We start from the raw sequence: 24,734 nt of genomic DNA, 5'->3' as shown, positions 1-24,734 counted from the left end.
TTCAGACCGTGGCAATAGGCGTCGTCGGCGAGCCGACACTGCCCGGCAGCCGCAGGGGCGGAGCCGTCAGCAAAAAGCTTGACCGCCTGTTTGCAGCCAACCATGCAGCCAGGTCCGTCAGGTACCACATCTCACCCAGGTGAATCCCCAGCTTGAACAGGCACAGGTGGTGCAGCGGCATGGATGTCCTGCGCTTCCCCGTGGCCGGGTTGCCGCCGGGCTCGAAGCGGTAGACGTCTTCGACCGCGAAGTTGTCTGCACAGATGGCGACTAGGCCGCTGTCGTCGATCCATTTAAGGAGTTTGGGATCATTGCCGTCCAGCACGGGGCAGAGGTCATGCCTCAGGGCCACGCCGTCGGGGCTTTTGTTCATGTCAAGGACTGCCTGGGCCCAGCCGGTATGCACGACCAAGAAATCTCCGGGCTCAAGATGTGCATCCTGGGCGTCCATGGTGCGCATCAGTTCGTCGTAGCCTACCGCCACCCGCTTGCGGCCATGAATGCGGTGTAGGTCGACCATCACACCGCGGCCCTGCACGCCGGCCATGGCCAGATTTTCTATGCCCAGTGCACGCGCATAGGGTCCGTTGCCCTTGCCCGGCGGAACCAGGTCAACATCGGCGCGGAAGCCGTTGTAATAGCAACCCTTCTCAACGCCATCACCATCCAGGTCAAACTGCGCGCCAAAGTGTGACAGGGCATCCCACTGCGTCGAGTACTGTGTGTGCAGCAGCACCGAATCATCGGTGGCCAGGTCGATAAAGTCTGCGCAGAGGCATGAGAGCTTGTAGTTGTAGTAGGGTGCGCCCCCGCGGTCTTCGGTGAACAGGCGGGGCGGCTTGCGGTAGGGAGACAGCTCGTTGCCCCCGGGGAAATCAAGTGGCAGGCTCAGCGTGAAGGCAATGCCCTCGCGCACTTCCCTGATGCCGCGCAAACGATGGCCGGGCGTCAGCAGGTTCATGCGACCGATCTGGTCGTTTTCTCCAAAGTCGCCCCAGTTGGAGCCTTCGGGCCGTTTTTTCCAGTTCATAGCCATGTTTGTTTTCCTCTTTACGGTTTGCCAGAAGATGGGGTGCTGCCTGGTGTGGCTGTCGGGTCGCCGTCGTTCACGGTTTTTTTCCTGCGAAAAAAACCGGATGCTATTTCCCAAAGCCCTATCAGTCCGCGCGGATACACCGCCAGGACAAAGATAAGCACACACCCCAACACGATCTTGTCGAAATACCCGCCGTAAGACAGGAATGCTTTCTGGCTCATCAGCAGGGCAGTACCCAACAGCGGGCCTATCAACAGGCGCTGGCCGCTCAGGACCACCGCCGTCAGCATCAGCACCAGGAAGTAGGTATCAAACAGGTCCGGCCCGACGTAGGAACGCTGGTAGGCGTACATCCAGCCTGCCAGGCTGGTGACGCCTGCCGACAGCACAAACACCTTGAGGCGAACCCGGCGCGGGTCTATGCCGCTGAGTGTTGCAAGCCGCTGGTTCATGTGCACCATCAAGGCCGCATGTCCCAGTGCCGAACGGCGAAAGCGTGCCACTAGGTACATGGTCAGAAGCAGCAGCACATAGGCATACGGCCAGATGGCCTGGTTGCCGATGGCCGGGGCACCGCCCGAGGTGACCGACAGCTTGAGTGGTGGCACGCCCACAATGCCGTCCGACCCACCCAGGAACTGCCAGTTCTGCGCGATGCTCAGGCAGACAATGCCGGCGGAATAAGTCACCAGCGAAAAAATGAACTCGCGGGTTTTAAGTGTCAGCAACCCCAGCAGCAGCGCCAGTACCACCGACACCACCACAGCCGCCGGAAGCGTGAGCCATGCAGACACGCCATAACGCGTGCTGAGAATCGCCGATGTGTATGCGCCGGCTGCAAAAAAGACGGTATGCGCCAGGCTGACTTCGCCGAGGTCGGACCAGACGATGTCAACGCCATAGGCCATCACCGCAAAGATGGCGATGACAACCAGCGTGTTGTAGACCAGCCCCGAGCCGCCCAGCAGCACGGGCAAAAAGAAGCCGGCAGCCACTGCACATGCAAGTGCAAACCAGCGTGTCAGTGCATGGTGATGCATCAGGCCCCCCTGCTTGAATTGCCGGCACCGGCACTGCGTATCACCAGGATGGCTGTGAGCACGGCGAAGGCCGCTGCAGCGGTGTAGGCAGGTGATACCAGGGCACCAAACAGGGCAGAAAAAATGCCCAGCCCAACCCCTGCGACGTAGCTGCCCAGCACGCTCCCCACGCCACCCAGTATCACCACCACAAAGGTGAAGATCAGCTCTTCAAAACCCATGGACGTGAGGATGGGAAGGTTGGGCGACACGACTGCGGCCGCCAGCGCTACAGCCGCACCTTCAAATGCGAAAACGCCAAGATAGACCCACGCCACATTCAGCCCGCCGAGTTGCGCCAGTTTTGGATCTTCTGCCACCATGCGCACCCATGCGCCCAGCCGGGTAAAGCGCAGCGTCCAGTACAGCACGGCAAAGGAGGCGATGGTCACCGCCATGACTGCCACGTCGCGGCCGGTCAGCCACACGTCGCCGAAATACAGGTCGATGCTGTTCAGGGGGCTCTTGATCGACAGCGGGCTGGAGCCAAAAGACAGTCCCGAAATTCCCTCGATCAACAAGCCGAAACCCAGGGTGACCATCATCATGCTGGTCAGGTTCTGCTTCAGCGTGAGTTTGAGCATCACGCGCTGTATGAGCACACCGATGAGCGCGCCTGCGCACATCGAAAACGGCACGGCAACGTAATAGGGGAGTTTCAGTTTTTCAACAGCCAGCCAGGTCATGAAGGCGCCAAACATGTAGAACTGCCCATGGCCGAAATTGACCATGCGCGCCACACCCAGAAGCAGTGTCCAGCCAATGGCGACCAGTGCATACGCATGGCCGAGAACCAGCCCGTTGACGATGTGTTGTGAGAGGTTCATTTTTTCATCTCTCCCAGATAGGCTTCCAGAAGCTTTGGATGGTTTTTCATGTCGTCCCGGTTGCCATGCGCCACGATGTGGCCGCGTTCAAAAAGGTAAAGGCTGTCGACAACCTCTATGGCCGCCCGGACATTCTGTTCAACCAGCAGCACCGTCAGGCCTTCGTTGACCAGCTGGCGTACCGTGGCCAGCAGCGAAGTGACCACCTTGGGAGCCAGGCCGATAGAAGGTTCATCAAGCAGAAGCACGCGCGGGCCGGCCAGCAGCGCCCTGGCCAGGGCCAGCATCTGGCGTTCACCGCCGCTCAGCATCGAGCCCGCATGGCCCAGCCGTTCGCCCAGGCTGGGGAAAAGCGACAACACCCGCTGCCGGTCAAAAAGGCAGCGCGAGTTGCGGTCAGGTGCAATAACGGCCTTGATGTTTTCTTCAACGGTCATGTTGTAGAAAACGCCGCGTCCTTCCGGCACAAGCAGGATTCCCAGCCGTGCCCTTTCTGCAGAAGTCATGTGGCTGACTTCACGCCCGTCAAGCTTTACTGAGGCGGTAACCCGGGGGTCGCCGCGAGACCAGTTCGCCAGTGCGTTCACAAGCGTGCTTTTGCCCGCGCCGTTGGCACCCACCACACCGGTCAGGGTGCCCTGCTCAAGCGACATGGAGGCGACCTGCAAGGCACGGTTACCACCGTAGTCAACTGCAAGATCTATAATCTCTATCAGCGCCATCATTGAACTCCGCCAAGGTAGGCATCGACAACACGTGCATCACTGCGCACTTCGTCAGGACGCCCTGTAAACAGGACGCTGCCCTGGTTCAGTACAACGATGCGGTCGGCAACCGCCATCACCAGGTCCATGTGATGCTCGATCAGCACCAGGGCCAGGCCCTCCTGACGCAGGTCGCGAAGCAGTATGGCAAGCTGCTCGATGTCTTCGCCGCCCAGGCCGGCGGCAGGCTCGTCAAGAAGCAGGATCTGCGCGCCATCTGCATACGCCAGCGCGACCGACAGCAGGCGCTGCACGCCGTAGGGAATCTTGCCCGGATGGATGTCGTGGTATTGGCGCGAAATTGAAAACCGTTCAAGAATTTCAACTGCCCGCTGCTCACTGGCCCTTCGCCTGGCAGCTTCAACCCAGGGCGTGCAAATCGAACTGAAAAGGCTGGTGCCCTGGCTGCGTATCAGCATGCCCGTCATGTTCTCAAGCACCGACAGTTCGCCAAAAAAAGCGTTTTGCTGGAAGGCCCGGCGCAGGCCCCGGGGTGCCAGCTCCCAAGTGGGCAGGGCGGTGATGTCCGCCCCGTTCAGGAAGACCCGCCCGCGCCTGTTCACCATGTTCGTAGCCGCTTCCAGGCAGGTGCTTTTACCGGCACCATTGGGGCCAATGAGCCCGAGTATTTCGCCGCCCGAGCATTCCCACGAGACCTCACGCAGGGCGTGCAGGGACCCGAAGGAAACACTCAGTGACTCAACACGCAATGCCGGAGCGGTCATCGAGTTCACTTGCTGGCTGCGGGCTGGTCAAGAATCACGGCCTTGCCGTCACGCGCGGTGAAGTCGTAGAACTTCGCCAGCAACTGCCCGTTGGCTGCGAATTTCACATCGCCCAGCATGGTGTCGCTGATGGACTGGCCGCGAATGCGTTTTGCAATCACGTCTTTGCTCAACGACTTCGTCTCATTGGCCGCTTTGGCCCATACCTGCAGCGCCAGCGCGCCCATGGCCATGTATTTGTCTGGCTTGATGCCGTGCATCTGCTTCATCCGGGCCACAAACTTGTTGTTTTGCGGGATGGCGTTGAAGGGCGGGATCTCTGCAAAGTAGAAGTCTGAACTGAGAACGCCGTTGGCAGGTGCGCCCACGGTTTCAATCGTGCTTTCGACCACCACGCCCGCTGCGGCGATGAGCGGAAAGTCCATGCGCATCTGGCGGTATTGCGTCAGTATGCTGGGCACGCCGGTGGCCGTACTTGCATTCCAGAAAACGACGGCGTCAGGCTTTGCATCGCGCACGCTGGTGAATACACCGCGAAAGTCCAGCTGCGTGATCGGAAACTTCTGCTCTGAGACGACCGTGTAGTCAACGCCCAGCTTTTTCAGGTTCTCTTCCAGTGACGCGCGCCCGCCATTGCCGTAGACATCGTTTTGCACCAGCAGCGCGAGCCTCTTGTAGCCGCGCTTTTTGATGAACTGGGCCGTGGCTTCGCCATTGAGCGAACCGGCGCTGTTGAGCCGCACCGCCAGCGGATTGCCTTCACCCGACAGGATCTGGTCGGCCTGGGCGTTGGAGGTGATGTCAAAAATGTTGGCGCGGTTGAAAATCGGCTGCATGGCCAGGGAGACCGGGCTGTTCCAGCCTTCGATCACGGCTGCTACGCCTTCGCTGACCAGTTCGTTTGCGCGCGCCACACCTACTGCGGGCGTACTTTCGTCATCGCGCACGACCAGCTGGATTTTTCTTCCCAGAACGCCGCCTTCGTCATTGATCATCGCGGCCATGGTTTCCACCGCCTTCACGGTGGCCTGCCCGTTCGGGCCGGAGCCGCCGCTCAATGGGAAGATCACGCCGACCTTGACAGTTTGTTGTGCCTGTACCTGCGCGGAAAGTGCCAGGAAGAGGGCGCCGGTGAGAACCGTGGAAATCCTTAAAAACCGTTTCATTTGAATGTCTCCTTGCTGTTAGTTAACTGACTCAAAACCTGCTGCTGAAATGCATGATGTTTGTGGCAATAAATCTGGACACCTCCCTAACGGGAACGCGGCAGCCCGAGCCCGGCTTCTGCAATCAGGCTGCGCTGGACTTCGCTGGTGCCGGCATAGATGGTTGATGGAATCGCCCGCCTGAGCATGAATTCCATGCTTCCTGCGGGCTCGCCGCTCAACTCAAGTGAGTCCGGTGCCGCGACTTCCATCAGGCGGCCTGCGCAGCTCGTCCATGACTCGCTGCCAAAGAGTTTGGCCATGGGCCCATGGTGCTTTTCCAGCGCCCGGTTTTCAGATGCCCAGACACAGCGCCGGTTCAGCGCGTCCTCGACTGCCAGCCGCGTGGCCGTCTCGGCCAGGGCACGCCTGACTTCCGTCCGCCGCATGTGGTTTTTCCCGGCTTTGCCAGAACTGGCGCCCTGAGCCCATTGCAAAGCCTGCCGCAGCAGGTAGCGCATTGACATGACATACAGGTCACCGGATGACTGCTCTATGGTCAATGCTGCGGCAAGAACCTTGTGCCCGCCGTTGACCTCGCCGATGCGGTAGGCGTCACTGACGCGCACATCGGAATAAAACGTGACATTGGTGCGCTCGTCACCAAGCGTTTTAATCTCGTCGAGATGAAAACCGGCCTGCCTGGTCGGCACAATAAAAAGTGTCAGGCCGCGGTATTTGTCCTCGCCCGTCCGGATCACCATCAGTGCGTAATCGGCAAGGTGTGCGGTTGACGTGAACATCTTCTGGCCGTTGATCAGCCAGTCATCGCCATCTCGCCGGGCGGTGGTTTTTGCAGCAAAGATGTCTGACCCGCCGGACGGCTCTGAATAGCCCAGCGTGCAGTAGGCCTGGCCTGAGTACAGGCGCGGCAATATGTCGTCCCTGGCCTTTTCGCTGCCAAACCCCAGAATGGTTTTTGCAACCATGTCGGTTACGCTGGGCGCGACGAGGTTCCAGTAGTACTGCCCGGTCACATCACGCACGGCCGCCGCAGTGCTTGCGCCCAGGCCCGGACCGCCATAGGCCGTCGGGGCATCCGGATACAGCAGGCCGGCGGCTGCCATATCGCGCTGCAGCACCGGGTCAAAACCATCACCTGAAAAGCGCATGAAGTGTTTCATGCATTCGGTGTTTTTCTCTTCGCAGAAAGCGGTGGCCCGGGCGATGGCCTGGCTGCTCTCCTCACCCCAGCTGAAGTCAATCGCGATCTCGCCCGCCTCGGGCAACTCCACCTTGTCGCCGTCCCAAAGCCGGCTGCAAATGCTGTCGAGATGCTGCTCGGGGGCCCCTGCGCAGAGTGACCATGCGTTGATCCTGCGGAAATACAGTTGCAGGTCATATTCCATGGCCATGCCGTAGCCGCCCAGCGTGCGCATGGCGCGCAGTGCAGCGCGCCGAGCCGCAGCCCCGCACCACCACGCAGCCATGGCGATGGTCGCCCCTGCTTCCACATCCTTGCGGGCTATCCTGTCGGCCGCGCTCCAGCACAGCAAGCGGGCACCTTCAAGGTCGGTGTATGAATCTGCAAGCGGATGCGAGACGCCTTGGAACTCGCCAATTTTTCTGCCGAAAGCGGTTCTGTCGCTGGCGTATTCAGCGGCCAGTTGCAGGGCCCTGATGCCTGCGGAGGTGACCATGGCCGCCGTCAGCAGGTGCCATTCCTCGATGGCCGCCTGAAGCAGGGCTGGCCCTTGCGTAGCCGGGAACTGATGCCGCTCCGATGCTTTTATCTTTCCCAGAGTCAGGGCAGGGATGGACCCGTGAACAGGTGCATTGCTGCGGGTCAGGCCGGACAGCGCCACCAGCTTTCCGCCTGCGAGCCCGATGATGACGTCGGCGACAGCCCCGGCAGGAATAAGCTGATTGGGCACAGTGTCCAGGTTCTGCAGTGCCAGCGTGACAACTGTTTTTCCACAGCTCGCATCGTCAAGGTATTTCTTCCCTTCGGCCCCCAGCAGCGACAAAAGACGGATGGTCACCACGGTTTCAACCAGGGGAATCGACGCCAGATGCCGGCCGGCCTGTTCCGCCGCCAGAACCGCATGCATGAGGCTGGCGCCGCCTTCGTCCGCGGCGCTGCGCAGTTGCGGCACTTCCAGTTCGACGAGCGTCATCCACAGCGCACGGTCAAAACCCACGGGCTCACTTTCCCTGATGCGGGCGGGCGTTGAATGCTCACGAAAAACGCGGGACAACACCTCCTGCAAAAGACCTTGTTCACCGCTGATAGCCAGGTTCATCTGAATCGCCTTTGCTAAACCGGTGCTGCTCAGGCGGCGGATGTGTTCAGGTCGGCGAGTACCGACGCCGTGCAGGCTTCCAGGTCAAAACCGCGGGCAGCGGCTACCCGGCGCGCACCAGGGGACCCGGCGCCGGAGACTGCCAGTGCCCTGTCCCACCCCGCGGAATCCGAAGCGGCAATGTCGTAGATGTACTTGACGAGGCGAAGCCGCTCTTCGGCCCCAACCCCTGGACTGCCGACGTAATACTTGTGCACCAGCGCTGCTGTTTCCGGATTGGCCAGGTCCAGGCCCGTGGGTGCGGTGAGAACAGGCCCGCCGGCCAGCTCGCAGAGAAAACTCAAATACCCCTGCCGGGTACTGGTCACGGTCAGGCCGGCCAGGTTACAGGCGGCTGCATCCGGCACGCATATGCCTTCAATAAACTGAAGCCTGCTGAATGCCGCGTAGCGCAGGGTGTCGAGCAACACGGCGGTCTGGATCATTTCGCCGATGCGGTCCTTGATGCCGCCGACTTTCTCCAGGCCGTTGTAGCGGGCCATGAGCTGGGCAACGCCGATCAGCTTTTTGGTGTCCCTTGGCTCCATGACCAGGATGCGCGTGCGGTGCAGGCTGGTGAAATAGCCCAGGAACTCGCGCGTGAATTCAAACTCCCCGTCCATAAAGACTTTTTCGTGGGGCACAAACACGTTGTCAAAAAAAACTGTCGCGTCGTGGTGGAAAGCGCTGTGGTTCAGGGGCCTGTCAAACCTGAACTCCGGGCCCCAGGGTTTGCCAACATAGTTGGAAATCATCACCACGCCTGGCGCATTGGCCGGCACGGCGCAGGCGACTGCCCAGTCCCTGTCTGCCTCACCCATGGCGTGTGTGGGGAGCACAAGCAACTCATTGGCCAGCGCAGCTGCAGTGACGGAGGTTTTTGCCCCGCGTATGACGATTCCGTCCTTGCGGCGCTCGACCACACGAAGGAACAGATCCGGATCTACCTGGCCGGATGGGGCTTTGGAGCGGTCTCCCTTGGCGTCTGTCATAGCAAAGGCGCCTTGCGCATCCGTGCGTGCAAACCAGTCTGCGTATTTGGTGATGCGCTCAACGTAGTTGGTGCCGTGTTTGGCATCCATGCGGGGCGCCAGAATTTGCAGGGCACTGAGCCCGGCTGTCAACGCGCCGTGTTCGTCGCCTGACAGGTTTTCTTCCATTTCAACAAAAGCCAGCAGGTCTTCGCGGCTCTTGGGGGCAACCGCCCAGCGATGCACGCGGTCGCCGTCCGCAAGCAGTGTGGATCTCTGCTTCAGGAGAGCCTCATCGTCGCCCATGCCGTTTCCGAAAGAGTTCGCGATGGCGTTGGCGTGCAGGGAAAGCTCTGGATGCGAGGTCACGCTGTCCACCCGCTGACCGGCGTAAAACACGACACGGTTGTCTGAAAGGCTTGCCAGGTACTCTTTGCCGGTTCTCAAGGTCATCAACTGCTCCAGAAGGTCTGAAAAATCTTCAATTCAGATACTGTATGGTATTTGAATTGATGAATCAACCCGGTTTTTAGGCAAATTTGTAAGGGTAAATACCTGAAAATTGCCTGATATGATACCAATTGGTATCTATAAAATACATGACGTAAGCTGCTGTCCATGACCACTCCATCCCATCCAGAATGAAAAAGAAGGACGCATCCGCCACACCGGGCGAGGGCACACATGTGCTGGCTGAACCCGGCCTCAAGGAGGTCCCGGCCAAACGCTCACGCGGTCGGCAACCGGACCCGAACGGAAGGGAGAAGGTTCTGGCCGCGGCAGCAGTTGCATTCATGGAGCGCGGCTATTCAGGTACTTCAATTGACGACATCGCGAATGTGCTGGGTGTGACCAAGGGCTACGTCTATCACCACTTCACCAGCAAGTCGGAGTTGTATTTCGGTGTGCTTGAAGCGGGCCTGGCCCATATCGACCAGATGGTGCGGCCGACATTTGAAGGAACGCCGGACCTGAAGGGCAGACTGCAGCTGATGGCGCAAAAGCATGTGATGGCCATCCTGATGAATTTCCCCACTTCCAAGGTTGGGGTGCAGGGTCTTGAGAAGAGCCTGATGAATGCAACCGGCGTGCAGGCACGCAGGGAGCTGCGCCGCATCATCCGCATGCGCGACGAGTACGAAAAGATGTTCACGACAACTATAGGCGAGGGCATGCAGGCGGGCATCTTTCGTGAAAGCCACCTCGGTCTTGCCGTCAAGGGCTTTTTGGGCGCCCTCAACTGGATCACCGTCTGGTTTGACCCATCGCGCAATACCACGGCAGCTCAAATTGAAGACATGTCCAGGCAGCTCGCAGACTTTTCCATTCAGGCTTTAAGGAGATAAACAATGTTGGTTGGGCAAGCTTTTTCAGACACGGTCTGGTCTGCGTGCGAAGTGTGGTCCCGTGACCAGATTGACGCCTTCCAACTGGCAGCCATGCAGCGCCAGCTAGCTTATGTACAGGAAAAAAGCGTTCATTACCGGCAGCAATTCAAGGCCACCGGTTTTGATGCCCGGGACCTGAAGAGCCTGTCGGACCTGCGAAAACTCCCCCTGACCTGGAAACGCGATTACGTGAGGTCCATGGAGAATTCACCGCCCTGGGGTGACTGCCTGGCCTGTGCGCCTGAAGACATTCTGCGCGTCAATTTTTCGTCCGGTACCACGTCGCGGCCGGTTCACATGTGCTGGACAGAAAAAGACGTGGAGCGCTGGGCCGATGTTTTTGCAAGATATCTTTACTCGCAAGGCTTGCGCAAGGGGGATGTATTTCAGGTGATGGTCGGCTTTGCCTGGTTTGTCGGCGGGCTGGCCATCTCGCAGGCCGTGCAGCGGCTGGGCGCCGCAGTCATACCCGCCGGCAATGGCGATAGCGAGCGCCAGATCAACACCATTCTTGACTACGGTGTCACCGCGCTGTTCGCAACGCCTTCCTTTGCAGCACACCTTGCGGAGGTGGCTGCCGGGATGGGCAAGGACCTGCGCCAGTCAAAAGTCCAGAACATCCTGGTGGGGGGTGAGCCTGGCGGCGGGCTTGCCGGAACCCGGGCCCGGATTGAACAAACCTGGGGCGCCAGGACATACGACTGCTACGGCATGATTGAATTCCAGCCCACAGCCTGGGAGACGCAGGCGCAGAACGGCCTGGTCATCGCAGAAGACTTTGTGTACGCCGAGGTGCTCGACCCCCAGACCCTTGATGCGGTGCCGGACGGCAGCCCGGGCATGCTGGTGCTGACCCATCTCGACAAGGAGGCCTGCCCGCTGGTGCGTTGGGCAACCGGCGATATTGTTGTCAGGGATTCACGCCCCGGCGATGACGGCCGTACCTTTGCCCGGCTGGTGGGCGGCGTACGCGGTCGCGCTGACGACATGCTGGTCATACGTGGCGTGAACCTTTTCCCCAGTGCGATAGAAGAGGTTGTTCGCTCCATCCCCGGGGTGGGCGTCGAGTTCCAGATCAAGGTCGACGATTCCCTGAAAGATCCGGCCGGTTTCCTGACCGGCATCAAGGTCATCGCTGAAGTCGAGGCCGGTAATGCATTTGAACTTCAGGCAGAACTGACCCGCCGCATCAAGGACCAATTGCTGGTGCGTGCCGAGGTTGAGATTGTGGTGTTTGGAAGCCTTCCCAGAGCGATGCATAAAGCGAAGAGAGTAGTTAAGACTTGAGTTTGATAGGTTTGGTTGGAATGTTGAATCAAAGGTGTTTCACAAGCACATCTCAATCCATCAAATTTTGCTCAACCGCGCGGTTCGTTGTTATTTCATTGAGATTCGGATCTGATGAGTGGTTCTCATTGGAAAGACTTTAGTAGATCTGATCCGCAAGCTGTGACCATAGACGATAGAATTAAATTTCTATAGTCCTGCTTCATGGATATTGGAAGTCTCATAACAAATGTCATCTGCCCCTGCCGATAAAAAAAGCGCGGACTCCGTCATCAAGACTGCGGGTCGGGTACTCGAGATATTTGAGTATTTCAGGGACGTACGTGGGCCCTTGAGCGTGCGCGAGATTTCCGAGCGGTTTGGCTACCCCCTTTCAAGCACGGCTGTGCTTGTCAAAAGCCTGGCGACCCTGGGTTACCTGACGTACGACTCCGATATCCGGTCTTTCTTCCCCACGATTCGTATTGCCATGCTGGGTGACTGGCTATATGACGCCATGCACGTCGGTGGTCATTTGCTGAGCCTGATGGAAGATGTCTGCCGCGAAACGGGCGAGACGGCAATGCTGTCGATCCAGAACGACATCTATTCGCAGTACGTGCACATCATGCCCAACCGCAACCAGGTCATACAACTCAATGTACCGGTGGGTACGCGCCGCCTGCTGTGCTGGTGCGGTACGGGTTGGGCCATGCTGAGCCAGCAGCCGGATGAAACCATTGCCCGCCTGGTCGAGCGTACACAGCTGCGCCTCGGCAAGGACCCAATTGCGGCGAAGATCACTCAGGAAGCAGTAGCGGAGCAGGTTCGCCTGGTCCGAAAAAATGGCTATGCGCTGTCAAATCGCACAGTGACCGACGGGGCCGGCACTATTGCCATGGCTTTGCCGGTTGCGCCCAATGGCATGCGGATGGCGATTGCTGCCGGTGGCGTGGCAGACCGCTTGCTCCAAAATCGCGCGCACATCGTCAAGGTCATGGCGGCAAGCATTAAAAAGTCGCAGGCCGGCCAGTGATTCAGCCCGCACGGCTTGTGCGGTGCAGATTCAATTCAGGGCTGCATACAGCCGGGCGTTGTACTCGGCATTGCCCCAGCAATCATCCAGGAATATCAGCCTCCTGAAGTAGTGGCCCACTGACAGCTCATCGCTCATGCCAACGCCGCCGTGCATCTGTACGGCCAGCTCGCCGGCAAGCAGGGACGCCTTGCCCACGGTGCAGCAGGCGGCAGCCAGCAGCTTTTTTTGTTGCATTTGGTCGGGGTCGGTCAGCGCCCTGATGGCGAGCAAAGCCATTGATCTTGACTGCTCGACGGCTGTGTAGAAATCGGCGATGTGGTGCTGCATGACCTGGAACTGGGCCAGCTTCTGGCCAAACTGCACGCGTGTGTTGAGGTATTCAACACACAATTCAAGCAGCCGGTCCATGGCACCCACAGCCTCCGACAGCATGGCGCTCCTGCCGTGGTTCACGGCTGTTTCAAGCAGGTCGAGACCCTCGTGCAACTCGCCTGCAAGCGACGCAGCAGGTACCTCTACGTTCTCAAAGGAAATCGCTGCCAGGGGTGTGCCGTCGATGGCGACGCTGCTGCTGACGGTCAGGCCCGATGTATCGCGGTTGATGAGGAAGAGGGTGACGCCCTTGCGGTCCCCGGGTTTGCCGCTGGTTCGGGCCGATACCAGCACATGGCTGGCGCCCGGCCCATCGATGACTGCTATTTTCCGGCCGCTGATCAAATAGCCGTTCTCAACCTGCGTTGCCGTCAGGCCGATATTGGCAAGTTCGAACCCGGATCGGGTCTCAAGCAGCGCAAGCGCAACCTTTGCGCGCCCTGCCTGGATCGCTGCAAGCATGGCCTTATTGGCGGGCGATACGGCCCCACTGCCCAGAATGGATGCGGCCATCACCGCGGTGCTGACAAAAGGTTCGAGCGCCAGCGACTTGCCCATGGCTGTGCAGACCAGGTGTGCTGCGACGGCCCTGTCCTGCACACTGGCTTCTTCATCCATGTAGATGCCGAGCAAACCAAGGTCTGAAAGCTGTCCCCACAGACTGGGGGGCGTGTATGCGGGGTCAGCCAGGACGTGCTTGCGGACCTGCCAGTCATGCTCGTTGGCAAACATCCGTGTGGCCATGTCTGAAAGCATGACCTGTTCTTCGCTCAGGCTGAAATCCATTTGGCCGGGCCCTGCTTAAAGCGTGCCGGCAATGCCGCCGCGTTTTGCATCCTGCTCCCAGAGTTCCTTGTCTTTCACCAGGAACTCGCGGAACTTTTCGATGCCGGCCGTCCACGGCTCGATCTTCACTTCGGCCAGCCTGTCCTGGACTTCTTTTGTTTTCGTCGCGGTTTCACTCGCCGCGCGAAGTTTTTGCTGAATTGCGGCGGTGGTTTTAGCCGGCGCAAAAATGGCGAACCACGCGCCGCCAATCATGGACGGCAAACCGACCTCCCGGAAGGTGGGTACATCAGGCAAATAAGACAGGCGCGTTTCGGACGTCACCGCCAGGGCCTTGATGCGGCCGCCGGGCAACTGCGGTGCAGTGGTCGGCATGGGGTCCAGAAATATATCGATGTTGCCGGCAAGCAGGCTGACCATGGCTGGCCCGCCGCCGGGGAAATTGATGTCGGTGGTTTCAATGCCGGCCGCATTCTTGAAGCGGTAGGTCATCAGCTGCGTGATGCCGCCGCCGCCGAGTATCCCGGAGTTGAGCTTGCCGGGATTTGCCTTGGCGTATGCAATCAGCTGGGCGTAGCTTTTAGGCGGGAGATTGGCGTTTTGCAGCAGCGCCAGCGGCGTCACGCCGATGGCTGAAACCATGGAGAAGTCATCCAGCGAGTAGCCGGGCGCCTTGTACATGATGGTGTTGGTAGTGTGCGTGGTGGTGGACATCAGCAGCGTGTAACCGTCGGCCGATGCCGCAAGAACCTGGCGTATGCCGATCATGGCGCCGCCACCGGGTTTGTTTTCGACCACCACCGGCTGCCCCAGCAGCTCGCCCAGCTTCTTCGCATAGACGCGTCCGACGATATCGACGGCCCCTCCTGCCGAGTACGGCACGATCAGGCGTATGGGTTTGGTGGGGTAGTCGTCAGCCGCATGCACGCCAGTGGCGAAAAGTGCTGTGGCTGCAAATGCGAGGCTGGCGGACTTCAGGTATTTCATGATGATTCCTTTAAGTTGGAAAACTGTCTCAGTTGGAAGGGGTGCCAAGCAGGGACTTGGCGATGATGTTTTTCTGGATTTCGGTGGTGCCCGCAAAGATGGTGACCTTGCGGAAATCGAGATAGTTTTTCGCGATGGCGGCGCTGTCCGGCAGCTGGATATCCTGCGATCCGTTTTTGGTTTTTGACTCGCCGGATGTCGGTGTATTGCTGCACTCCAGCATCAATTTCGACAACTGTTGCTGCAGAAGGGCGCCGCAATTCTTGAGCATTGAAAATTGGGGGCCGGCAGCTGTGGAGGACAGCATTCGCAGCAGTGTCCACTCATGCGCCATCACGGAAATTTCAGCCTCAGCAAACTTTTGCTGAAAGCCCTGTTGCTGCATCATGCAGGCGCCCGTTCCGTCTGGTGTGTTTGCCAGCATGCGCAGCAACTCCAGAAAGAACTTGCACTGGCCCAGCGCCGCCTGACCGGAACGCTCGAAGCCGAGCAGATACTTGGCCACCGTCCAGCCCTGGTTTTCCTCGTGCACAAGGTTTTCGCAGGGTACCCGCACTTCGTCCAGAAATACTTCTGCCAGGGTGCCCGCACCGTCAATGCCCTTGATGGCATTGACGCGTATGCCCGGCGACTTCATGTCTATCAACAGAAAGCTGATGCCCGCTGCAGCCTTGCCTTCATTGCTGGTGCGCACCAGCGCAAACATCCAGTCTGCCCAATGGGCAGTCGAGGTCCAGATTTTCTGCCCGGTCACAACATAGTGGTCACCGTCGCGGCGGGCCTGGGTGCGCAATGAAGTCAGGTCAGAGCCCGCGCCCGGCTCCGAATAACCCTGGCACCACCAGTCTTCAAGTTTTATAAGCCGTGGCAAAAACCTGTCCTGCTGGGCTTTGGTGCCAAAGCGTTGTAGCACCGGGCCGATCATGTTGATCTGGGGCACATAGCGGGGGCCGCCATTGAGGAAGGTTTCTTCCTCAAAGATCAGCTGCTGGTTGACGCTCCAGCCTGTACCGCCAAATTCCTTTGACCACGCAGGTGCGCCCCAGCCTTTTTCAAAAAGAATTCTTTGCCATGAAACAAGATCGTTCTTGTCCGGCTTTTGCAAGGCAAAACCCTTGGCCCGCAAGGCTGCAGGCATGTGCGTAGCCAGGAACTGCCTTACTTCCAGGCGGAATTCAACATCTTGCGGGTTTTCGCTCAGGTCCATTGTCTTGTTTTCATTTGGTTCTGGATAAATGTAGTTAAATAATATATGAATGTGTATAGTGGTTTGTACTGATCAGAAAATTAGACGCCTAATGGAAAACCCAAAAAAACCGTTTAATATTCATACATGGAAAATTATTCCAATAATACTAACTTGTGATGTCACATAAATTGCAAAAGGAAACCATGGCCGACGAACAAGCCAGTCCGAAGTCCCTCTCCCATATTCGTGTCCTCGACCTGACGCGTGTGCTGGCGGGGCCCTGGGCGACGCAGAATCTTGCAGACCTGGGCGCGGAGGTGATCAAGATAGAGCGCCCCGGTACGGGTGATGACACGCGCGCATGGGGTCCGCCCTTCCTGAAAAACGGTGAGGGCAAGGAAACGACCGACGCCTCTTACTTCATCAGCGCCAACCGCGGCAAGAAGTCTGTGACCCTGGATATTTCGACGGCTGAAGGCCAGGAAATCGTCCGCACGCTGGCGAAGCAGTCAGATGTGTTTGTCGAGAACTACAAGGTGGGCACGCTGGCAAGGTACGGCCTGTCCTATGACGACCTGAAAGAAGTCAACCCGCGCCTGGTTTATTGCTCAGTAACGGGCTATGGGCAGGACGGCCCCTATGCATCGCAGCCGGGCTACGATTTTGTGTTCCAGGGAATGTCCGGCCTGATGAGCCTGACGGGCTTTCCCGAAAACGGAGGCAGCGGCGGGCCGGTGAAAGTTGGCATTGCGGTCGCCGATGTGGTTACCGGCATGTATGCAAGCACGGCGATTCTTGCGGCGCTTGAATACAGGCATCGCAGCAACAGGGGGCAGTACATTGACCTGTCCCTGCTGGATTCCGCCATCGCACTGATTGCCTACCAGGCCACCAACTATTTCCTTTCGGGCCGCATACCTACGCCGCTGGGGAACGCACATCCGAACATGGTGCCCTACCAGGTGTTTGACTGCAAGGACGGCAAGGTCATTGTTGCTGTCGGCAATGACAGCCAGTACGCCAGCTTCTGCCGGGTACTGGGCCGAAAGGACCTTGAGACCGACGAACGTTTTGTAAAAGTCGCCGGCCGGGTGCGCCACCGCGAAGTGCTGATTGCCGACATCGCCAGGCACATGCCCGAACGCACCATGACCGAATGGCTGCATGTTCTTGAAGCGGCCAACGTGCCGTGCGGGCCGATCTACAACATGAAGCAGGTCTTTGAAGATGATCATGTGGTTGAACGCAATATCAGGACTGACATTGCGCATGGTGCGGGTGGTACGGCACCGAATGTGGCCAACCCGATACGCATGTCCGACACACCTATCACCTATGAATCGGCAGCGCCTGTATTGGGTCAACACACCGACGAGATTCTGGGTGGCCTGGCCGGTCTGGATCAGAAACGGATAGCTGAACTGCGTCAGGCGCGCACGGTATGACAGCTGAAAGCCCTTTGCTGGTTGAGAGCAGGGGGGCGATCCGCCTGTTCACGCTCAATCGCCCCCAGCGCATGAACGCCCTGGATCAGGGTCTCGTCAATGCCCTGCATGCCGCCATGGAAGACGCGCAGAGCGACCCCACCGTGCGTGTCATTGTGTTTGCCGGGCAGGGCGGAAACTTCTGCACCGGCGCAGATGTCAAACGCGACAAGAGTCTTGAAACAGGGCGCGACATTCTCGATACCCTGCAGGATGTCTATATGTCCATGCGTCATGGCGCCAAGCCCGGTCTGGCCATGGTGCAGGGCTATGTTTACGGCGCCGGGCTTTCACTGGCACTGGCCTGTGACTTTGTCTATGCAGAAACCGGTGCGAAATTCGCCGCGCCTTTCATTCGCATCGGGCTGGTGCCCGACATCGGGCTGGTGAGCACACTTCCAGAGCGCATAGGCATGGCACTTGCGCGGTCCATGCTGATTGGCGGTGCAGTATTTGATACCGAACGGGCTGCAGCCACAGGCCTGATCGATGTCAGCTGCGAACCTGGCAAGGGCATGGACAGTTGCATGGCCATGGCGCAAAAGCTGGCTGAACAGGCGCCTCTTGCAATGGCAGCTACCCGCAAACTTCTTCACGGCCGCGAAGAAATCTCTCGTGCGAGCCTCGACGAGGAAGCCCGGCAACAGCGGGCGATGCGGAAGACGGCTGACTACGCAGAAGGCCTGGCAGCCCTCCTCAGCAAACGTGCAGCTGTTTTCACCGGCCGCTAGGGCGCAAGGAAATTTAATGACAACACATCAAGGATTGCCCTCATGCTTTCAGGGGCTGCGCCTGCCGGTGATGGCTGCACCCATGTTTACGGTGAGCTATCCGGAGCTGGTTCTGGCGCAATGCCGGGCCGGCATCATCGGCTCTTTCCCTGCACTCAATGCGCGTCCCGCAGAACTGCTCGCCGACTGGCTTTCGCAACTAGCTGACGGCCTGCGCGAATCTGCCGATGCCGCACAAAAGCCGGCAGCCTATGCGGTCAACCTGATCGTCAACAACAGCAACAGCCGCCTTGAGAAGGACATCAGGACCTGCATTGACCACAAGGTGCCGGTCTTCATCACCAGCCTGCGTGCGCCGCCCCGGGAGCTGATTGATGAAGCGCATGCCTATGGCGGCATCGTCGTACATGACGTGGTCAACCGGCGTCATGCCGAAAAAGCGCTTGAAGCCGGCGTAGACGGTTTGATCCTTGTCGCTGCAGGCGCCGGGGGTCATGCAGGCACGCTGTCGCCGTTTGCGCTGCTCGGTGAAATCCGCACTTTCTATGACGGCTTGATCGGCTTGTCGGGCGCTATTTCCACCGGCTCGGGCATTCTGGCTGCGCAGGCCATGGGCGCAGACTTTGCCTATATCGGCACGCGCTTTATTGCGACCGTTGAAGCCCAGGCCGCAGAGGCCTACAAAGCCACCCTGCTTGAAGCGCGTGCCGGCGACATCGTCTACACCAACCATTTCACCGGCGTGCATGGCAACTACCTCAAACAAAGCATAGTGAAAGCGGGGCTTGACCCGCTGCAACTGGGCCGCAATGATGGCAAGCCTGCCTACATCGGGCCTGCCTCACGAAGCGAAAACCCCGACGCCGCAAAAACCTGGAAAGACATCTGGGGCGCGGGTCAGGGCGTTGGCATGGTCAATGACATTCCGCATGTCGATGAGCTTGTCGAGCGCATGGCTGATGAGTATTTGGCGGCCCTGCACAAGCTTCAAAAAATGCCGCCCCGGCCAGTGCCGGTTTTGCCGCAGCGTAAATATTCCCACCCCCAAAACTTTCAGGAAAGACACCTCATGGAACTCAAAAATCAGAACATCATCGTTACAGGCGCTGCGCGGGGCGTAGGCCTGGGCATCACCAAAGCCGCCCTTGAGCAGGGTGCCAATGTCATCATGGTCGATTTCGATGGTGCCGAACTTGAGGCCGTTGCCAAAACCCTGGACCCGGCACGCGTGCTCACGGTTGTCGGCAGCGTGGCTGATCCCGAACTGGCTGACGTCACGGTCGCTGAAGCCGTCAAAAAGTTCGGCGCCGTGCATGGCCTGGTCAACAACGCGGGCGTCGTGCGCGCAGCGATGCTTGAAAAAATGACGCTCAAGGAATGGCAGGAAGTGATCGATGTTCACCTGACGGGATCGTTCACCTTCCTGCAGGCTGTGTGCAAGCACATGATCACGCGCTTCAAGGCAGGTGAGCCCACACCGGGTTCCATCGTCAACATCTCATCCGACACGGGCCGCAACGGCACCATCGGCCAGATCAACTACACCGCAGCGAAAGCCGGTGTGCTGGGCCTGACCATGAGCGGTGCACGCGAGATGGCCCGCTACGGTATTCGTGTCAACACGGTTTTGTTCGGCATGGTCGAGACGCAGATGACCGAAGTCATACGTGGCGAAAAATTCCGCGACCGCTACCTCGCAGAAATCCCGCTCGGCCGCTGGTCGTCACCTGAGGAGGTTGCCAAGCCGATCTGCTTCCTGATGTCGAGCGGCGCCTCATACATCACGGGCCAGCACATCTCGGTGAACGGCGGCCGCCGCATTACCATCTAAGGCGGGACTGAATCTTCATGACTGTTACCGCCGAAAGCCTGCTGGCACTGAAAATCGCCGACGTCACGCAAACCTACACCGAAAAAGAGGTCATCCTCTATGCGCTGGGAATCGGTCTGGGGCAAGACCCGATGGATGTTTCGCAGCTGGTCTATGTGTATGAAAAAGCGGGCCTCAAGACCTTGCCGACCCTGCCGGCCGTGCTGGCCTACACCCGCATCAGCGACATGAACCTGGGGCTCAATTACCTCAAGATGGTTCATGGCGAGCAGAGCGTACAGATTCACAAGCTCCCCCCGGTCAAGGGCACGGTCACTGCCCGCACCAGGGTTGAAGGCGTTACCGACAAGGGCGCAGACAAGGGCGCAGTCGTGCTGATCACCCGCGAGCTTTTTGACGACACCAGCGGGGACCACCTGGCCACGCTGGCGATGACGGTGTTCGCGCGCGGCAATGGCGGTATCGGCAGCGCAGGCAAGGCGGCACCCGCTTCGCACGCAATCCCCGAGCGCGAGCCTGATGCCGTGATCACGCTGAAAACCCTGCCGCAGGCCGCGCTGATTTACCGGCTGAGCGGCGATATAAACCCCTTGCACGCCGATCCGGCTGTTGCAAAGGCGGCGGGCTTTCCCAGGCCCATACTTCACGGACTTGCAACCTACGGCGTGATGGGCCATGCAGTGATGGCCGGCATGTGCGGCTACGATTCGGCGCGCATCAAATCGCTGGCGGGCCGTTTTTCGGGCCCTGTGTATCCCGGCGAAGAAATCGCCGTGAGCCTGTGGAAAGATGCCGAAAAAATCAGCGTGCGCGCGTCTGTCCCGGCGCGCGATGCGATTGTGTTTACCAACGGCCTGGCTGAATTGACGGCTGCATGAGCATCGTGGACATCGAAACCTGCGAACCCGGTGCGAGCGCAGAAGCGCTTCGCATGGAGGTGCGCGAATTTCTGGCGGAAGAACTCAAGGGTGTCTCGCCTGTCAAGCGGGCCGAAAGCTGGACCGGCGCAGATGTGGGGTTCAGCCGGCGCATGGGCGAGCGTGGCTGGATAGGCATGACCTGGCCCAAAAAATACGGCGGCCACGAACGCTCGGCGCTTGAGCGTTATGTGGTGCTCGAAGAAATGGTCGCCGCCGGCGCGCCTGTGGGCGCCCATTGGATCGCTGATCGCCAGAGCGGTCCGCTGTTGATGCGTTACGCGCCTGACACCCTCGCGCCCAAAATCCTGCCGGGCATTGCCAGGGGCGAAACTTATTTCTGCATCGGCATGAGCGAGCCGAACGCCGGCTCTGACCTGGCTTCCATACGCGCCAATGCGAAACCCGATGGTGACGGCTGGCGCATTAACGGCAACAAGGTCTGGACGACTGGTGCGCACCGGGCGCATTACATGATTGCGATTGTGCGGGCCGGTGAGCGCACCGATAACCGCCACGCCGGCATGTCCCAATTCCTGATCGACATGACAAGCCCGGGCGTGACGGTCAGGCCCATCAGGAACATGCTGGGCGAGGAAGAATTCAATGAGGTCTTTCTCGAAGACGTCTGGGTACCCAATGATTGCCTGATCGGAAACCCCGGAGACGGCTGGGCGCAGGTGACCGCAGAGCTGGCCCTTGAGCGCAGCGGCCCCGAGCGCTACCTGAGCAGCACCCAGCTGCTGGTTGAAATGCTCACGCAGGCCGATGCATCCGATGCGCGGCATGCCGTGGAACTGGGCCGGCTGGTGGCCAGCTACGCAACCCTGCGGCAAATGTCGCTGGGTGTGGCGGGCATGTTGCAGCGGGGTGAGAACCCCGCACTCGCAGCCACCATCGTCAAGGATCTTGGCGCCACTGTCGAGCAGCACATTCCGGTCCTGGCGCAGGATCTGTTCGCGGCCCATGCGCTGCAAGGCAGTGACCTCTCAAAGGTCATGGCCTATGTCTCGCAGGCGGCGCCGTCCTTTTCGCTGCGCGGCGGCACGCGCGAGATTCTTCGCGGCATCATCGCGCGCGGCGTTGGCCTGCGCTAGCCACATATCAGGGAAACTTATGCAGTCCGAAGCCAAAAGCATGATCGCTGCCAGTGTGCAAAGCATCTTCAGCGGCCATGTCACGCCTTCATTGATCGAGAGTTCTGAATCCGGCACCTTCGCGTCAACGCTCTGGGGGCTGGTTGAAGACAACGGCCTGCCGCTTGCGGCGTGTGCGCAGGAGTCCGGTGGCAGCGGCTTCAGCTGGTCCGAGGTTTCACCCGTTCTTGAGGCAATGGGCCGCTGGTGCGTGCCCTTGCCCCTGTCAGAAACACTGGCGGCCAACTGGCTGCTGGAGCGGGCCGGCATGACGCCGTGCGAAGGTCGCGTGACCCTGGCTGATTCGCTGGCTGCGAACATTGCTGCTGCGCCCCATGTGCTTGAGACTACGGCGGGCCCGGTGCTCACGGGCGAGCTTGAGGGCGTGGCCTGGGCAGGCGACTGCCGCTGGCTGGTGATGCAGGCACTTCACGCCAATCAGACACTTGTGCTGGTTTTGGTGGACCTGCTGCAGGCGGGTATCAAGATTCACCCCGGTACCAACCTTGCCGGCGAGCCGCGTAGCCGTATCGTCTTTGCCAGTGTGCCGTGCACGTGTTCAGGGTCTGATGCACGCCTGGTCATTTCCCCCCTGCTGCTGGGTGCCCTGATGCGCAGCGCCATGATTTGCGGCGCGCTGGATGCTGCACTTGAACAGACCATCGCGTATGTCAACCAGCGCGTGCAATTCGGCAAACCGCTGGGCAAGAACCAGGTGATCCAGCAAAACCTGGCCACGCTTGCGACCTCTGTCCAGTCGGCGCATATGGCGACGCAGGTGGCGCTGCAAAATCTCTCAAAGGACCCTTTCGATGGCGCCCTGATGTTTGACATCGCGGTTGCCAAAATCAGGGCCTCTGTTGCGGCCTCCGATGCATTTTCAACCCTGCACCAGGTGCAGGGTGCCATTGGTTTTACACGCGAGCACAACCTGCAGCAGTTCACAAGGCGGCTGCTGTCGTGGCGGCAGGAGTTCGGCAGCGAAGCGTATTGGTCTGCAGCGGTAGGCCGCGCGGCGATCAGAACCGGCGGCGCAGACTTCTGGTCAGCGCTGACCTCACGTTCTTTTGACGTACAGCAGGAACTGGCGCTTCTGCCCGCCTGATGCAGGAACACTCCCGAGAACACCCCCCAAGGAAAGATACCGAGATGATCAAACCCGAACAGGAATACCTGCAGCATTTGCAGCAGGGCAAATTCATGCTCCTCATGAGCAAAAAAAGCGGACGCTGCTTTTTTTATCCGCGCGTGGCCGAACCGGTCACCGGCAACACTGATCTTGAGTGGGTCGCGGCATCTGGCGCCGGCACTGTTTACTCAACCACCACGGTGCGCAAAAAATTGCCCGCCGACAACTACAACGTGGCACTGATCGACCTGCAGGAGGGCGTGCGCATGATGAGTCGGGTTGAAGGCCTGGCGCCTGAGGACGTGAAGATTGGCATGCAGGTGCGGGCCCGCATCAGCAAAGACGACAGCGGCGAGGTGTGTGTGGTGTTTGACCCGCTGCAAGCGTCGAACGACAAGCCGGAAGGCGGCCGCAAATGAAGGACATGTTCCCCCGCGGGTCCACAGCCATCGTGGCAACGGCAACCCATGAATCTGGCGAAGCTCCTGGCCTGTCGTCGATGGACCTGGCCGTTGGCGCCAGCGTCAAGGCGCTGGCCAGCGTCGGCTTGACACCTGGCGATGTCGATGCATTGTTTGTCGCTACACCGGATGATTTTCTGTCCGGCCTGACATTCGCAGAGTATCTGGGCATACATCCACGCATTACCGAAAACAACCGCACGGGCGGCTCAGCCTTCCTCACACATTTAATGTGGGCATCGCTGGCCCTGATGTCGGGCCAGTGCAATGTTGCGCTGATTGCCTACGGCAGCAACCAGCGCAGCGCCAGCGGCAAGCTGGTCACCCCGTTTCGCCCCTCGATTTACGAGCAGCCCTATAAACCGCTGAACCCGATATCGTCGTACTCATTGGCTGCGGCCAGGCACATGCATGAGTTCGGGACCACGCGTGAACAGCTAGGCGCGGTGGCACTCGCGGCACGCCAGTGGGCGCAGCTGAACCCCGAGGCATTTGCGCGCGAGCCGCTCTCCATGGATGACTATCTTTCGGCACGCATGGTGTCGGACCCCCTGGGTTTGCGTGACTGCTGCCTGGTGACTGATGGCGCGGCCGCGATTGTGATGGTTCGCTCCGACTACGCGAAAGAGCTGGCGAGCCGCCCCGCCTATGTTCTGGGGGCCGCAGCAGAAACCACACACCGCGAAATTGCCTCCATGCCTGACTTGACGGTGACGGGCGCGGCGCTCTCGGGCAAACGCGCGTTCGCGCAGGCCGGCGTTGCGCCCGCCGACATCGACGTGGTGCAGGTTTACGACGCTTTCACCATCAACACCATCCTCTTCCTTGAAGACCTCGGCTTCTGCAAAAAAGGCGAAGGCGGTACTTTTGTGGAAAACGGCCGCATTGCGCCCGGCGGCGCACTGGCGGTCAACACCAACGGCGGCGGCCTCTCATGCACTCACCCCGGCATGTACGGGCTGTTCACGGTTGTTGAAGCCGCGCGGCAGGTGATGGGTGTGGCGGGCGAGCGCCAGCAAAAGGACGTTGATCTTGGCCTGGCACACGGCAATGGCGGCGTGCTGTCGAGCCAGGCCACGGTCATACTCGGCTCGCAGGCCACGCTATGAGCGAAAACATTCAGGCCGCG

The 24,734-nt window shown here is 59.6% G+C and carries 22 protein-coding genes and 1 pseudogene; 12 read left to right on the top strand and 11 right to left on the bottom strand.

The features are described 5' to 3' along the window. Position 1 precedes the first annotated feature (1 nt). The 8 genes from ACFQND_RS26910 to ACFQND_RS26875 form a co-directional block, all read right to left on the bottom strand. The gene (locus ACFQND_RS26910) at positions 2-1,030 is read right to left on the bottom strand and encodes a cyclase family protein (RefSeq protein ID WP_371439490.1); all 1,029 of its coding nucleotides are present in this window, start codon (positions 1,028-1,030) and stop codon (positions 2-4) included. Between the two features lie 20 nt (positions 1,031-1,050). After that, positions 1,051-2,076: a branched-chain amino acid ABC transporter permease gene (locus ACFQND_RS26905; RefSeq protein ID WP_371439456.1), complete on the bottom strand. Its 1,026-nt coding sequence runs from the start codon at positions 2,074-2,076 to the stop codon at positions 1,051-1,053. Continuing rightward, positions 2,076-2,942: a branched-chain amino acid ABC transporter permease gene (locus tag ACFQND_RS26900; protein WP_371439457.1), complete on the bottom strand. Its 867-nt coding sequence runs from the start codon at positions 2,940-2,942 to the stop codon at positions 2,076-2,078. Before ACFQND_RS26900 ends, ACFQND_RS26905 begins: the two co-directional genes overlap by 1 nt. Then, entirely contained in the window at positions 2,939-3,664 is a 726-nt protein-coding gene (locus ACFQND_RS26895; RefSeq protein ID WP_371439458.1) for an ABC transporter ATP-binding protein, read from the bottom strand. Before ACFQND_RS26895 ends, ACFQND_RS26900 begins: the two co-directional genes overlap by 4 nt. Then, entirely contained in the window at positions 3,664-4,431 is a 768-nt protein-coding gene (locus ACFQND_RS26890) for an ABC transporter ATP-binding protein (RefSeq protein WP_371439459.1), read from the bottom strand. Before ACFQND_RS26890 ends, ACFQND_RS26895 begins: the two co-directional genes overlap by 1 nt. A gap of 5 nt (positions 4,432-4,436) precedes the next feature. Then, complete coding sequence (locus tag ACFQND_RS26885; RefSeq protein ID WP_371439460.1) at positions 4,437-5,597, bottom strand: ABC transporter substrate-binding protein; 1,161 nt, start codon at positions 5,595-5,597, stop codon at positions 4,437-4,439. Positions 5,598-5,683: 86 nt separating this feature from the next. Then, positions 5,684-7,879, bottom strand: a complete 2,196-nt coding sequence (locus ACFQND_RS26880; protein ID WP_371439461.1) for an acyl-CoA dehydrogenase family protein — start codon at positions 7,877-7,879, stop codon at positions 5,684-5,686. 29 nt (positions 7,880-7,908) lie between these two features. Beyond that, the gene (locus ACFQND_RS26875) at positions 7,909-9,342 is read right to left on the bottom strand and encodes a 4-hydroxyphenylacetate 3-hydroxylase N-terminal domain-containing protein (protein WP_371439462.1); all 1,434 of its coding nucleotides are present in this window, start codon (positions 9,340-9,342) and stop codon (positions 7,909-7,911) included. A 188-nt stretch (positions 9,343-9,530) separates the two neighbouring features. On the opposite strand from ACFQND_RS26875, the gene ACFQND_RS26870 reads away from it, so the two are divergent. The 3 genes from ACFQND_RS26870 to ACFQND_RS26860 all read left to right on the top strand — a co-directional run bounded on the left by ACFQND_RS26870 (position 9,531) and on the right by ACFQND_RS26860 (position 12,579). Continuing rightward, positions 9,531-10,235, top strand: a complete 705-nt coding sequence (locus tag ACFQND_RS26870) for a TetR/AcrR family transcriptional regulator (RefSeq protein ID WP_371439463.1) — start codon at positions 9,531-9,533, stop codon at positions 10,233-10,235. Between the two features lie 3 nt (positions 10,236-10,238). After that, positions 10,239-11,564, top strand: a complete 1,326-nt coding sequence (locus tag ACFQND_RS26865) for a phenylacetate--CoA ligase family protein (protein WP_371439464.1) — start codon at positions 10,239-10,241, stop codon at positions 11,562-11,564. 229 nt (positions 11,565-11,793) lie between these two features. After that, a complete protein-coding gene (locus tag ACFQND_RS26860) occupies positions 11,794-12,579 on the top strand; it encodes an IclR family transcriptional regulator (RefSeq protein ID WP_371439465.1) in 786 nt (261 codons plus the stop codon). Positions 12,580-12,609: 30 nt separating this feature from the next. Here the strand turns inward: ACFQND_RS26860 and ACFQND_RS26855 are convergent, their stop codons facing one another. The 3 genes from ACFQND_RS26855 to ACFQND_RS26845 are packed head-to-tail and all read right to left on the bottom strand — an operon-like array spanning position 12,610 to position 15,934. Next, positions 12,610-13,740, bottom strand: coding sequence for an acyl-CoA dehydrogenase family protein (locus ACFQND_RS26855; RefSeq protein ID WP_371439466.1), 1,131 nt, complete (start codon positions 13,738-13,740; stop codon positions 12,610-12,612). Between the two features lie 15 nt (positions 13,741-13,755). Next, a complete protein-coding gene (locus tag ACFQND_RS26850) occupies positions 13,756-14,727 on the bottom strand; it encodes a Bug family tripartite tricarboxylate transporter substrate binding protein (RefSeq protein WP_371439467.1) in 972 nt (323 codons plus the stop codon). 28 nt (positions 14,728-14,755) lie between these two features. Further along, on the bottom strand, positions 14,756-15,934 hold the full coding sequence (locus tag ACFQND_RS26845) for an acyl-CoA dehydrogenase family protein (protein ID WP_371439468.1): 1,179 nt from the start codon (positions 15,932-15,934) through the stop codon (positions 14,756-14,758). A 185-nt stretch (positions 15,935-16,119) separates the two neighbouring features. On the opposite strand from ACFQND_RS26845, the gene ACFQND_RS26840 reads away from it, so the two are divergent. From ACFQND_RS26840 to ACFQND_RS26800, 9 genes and pseudogenes are all read left to right on the top strand, one after another. After that, the gene (locus ACFQND_RS26840; RefSeq protein WP_371439469.1) at positions 16,120-17,361 is read left to right on the top strand and encodes a CaiB/BaiF CoA transferase family protein; all 1,242 of its coding nucleotides are present in this window, start codon (positions 16,120-16,122) and stop codon (positions 17,359-17,361) included. Further along, a complete protein-coding gene (locus ACFQND_RS26835; protein WP_371439470.1) occupies positions 17,358-18,131 on the top strand; it encodes an enoyl-CoA hydratase/isomerase family protein in 774 nt (257 codons plus the stop codon). Before ACFQND_RS26840 ends, ACFQND_RS26835 begins: the two co-directional genes overlap by 4 nt. Positions 18,132-18,147: 16 nt before the next feature. After that, positions 18,148-19,119: pseudogene (locus ACFQND_RS26830) on the top strand (NAD(P)H-dependent flavin oxidoreductase); the annotation flags it as partial. Between the two features lie 6 nt (positions 19,120-19,125). Further along, positions 19,126-19,962: an SDR family NAD(P)-dependent oxidoreductase gene (locus tag ACFQND_RS26825; protein WP_377415228.1), complete on the top strand. Its 837-nt coding sequence runs from the start codon at positions 19,126-19,128 to the stop codon at positions 19,960-19,962. 17 nt (positions 19,963-19,979) lie between these two features. Next, positions 19,980-20,840 carry a MaoC/PaaZ C-terminal domain-containing protein gene (locus tag ACFQND_RS26820; RefSeq protein ID WP_371439471.1) on the top strand — a complete coding sequence of 287 codons (861 nt, stop codon included), beginning with the start codon at positions 19,980-19,982 and terminating at the stop codon, positions 20,838-20,840. After that, positions 20,837-21,976: an acyl-CoA dehydrogenase family protein gene (locus ACFQND_RS26815; RefSeq protein WP_371439472.1), complete on the top strand. Its 1,140-nt coding sequence runs from the start codon at positions 20,837-20,839 to the stop codon at positions 21,974-21,976. The genes ACFQND_RS26820 and ACFQND_RS26815 overlap by 4 nt, the downstream gene beginning before the upstream one ends. Positions 21,977-21,995: 19 nt before the next feature. After that, the gene (locus tag ACFQND_RS26810) at positions 21,996-23,120 is read left to right on the top strand and encodes an acyl-CoA dehydrogenase family protein (RefSeq protein WP_371439473.1); all 1,125 of its coding nucleotides are present in this window, start codon (positions 21,996-21,998) and stop codon (positions 23,118-23,120) included. A gap of 44 nt (positions 23,121-23,164) precedes the next feature. Continuing rightward, entirely contained in the window at positions 23,165-23,563 is a 399-nt protein-coding gene (locus ACFQND_RS26805; RefSeq protein ID WP_371439474.1) for a Zn-ribbon domain-containing OB-fold protein, read from the top strand. After that, positions 23,560-24,714 carry a thiolase gene (locus ACFQND_RS26800; RefSeq protein WP_371439475.1) on the top strand — a complete coding sequence of 385 codons (1,155 nt, stop codon included), beginning with the start codon at positions 23,560-23,562 and terminating at the stop codon, positions 24,712-24,714. The genes ACFQND_RS26805 and ACFQND_RS26800 overlap by 4 nt, the downstream gene beginning before the upstream one ends. Positions 24,715-24,734: the final 20 nt, after the last annotated feature.

The sequence above is a fragment of the Polaromonas aquatica genome (genome assembly GCF_042659145.1).
GTDB classification, from domain to species: domain Bacteria; phylum Pseudomonadota; class Gammaproteobacteria; order Burkholderiales; family Burkholderiaceae_C; genus Polaromonas; species Polaromonas aquatica.
Note: the sequence above shows the minus strand (reverse complement) of the source record. Positions and strands in the feature narration are given on the sequence as shown.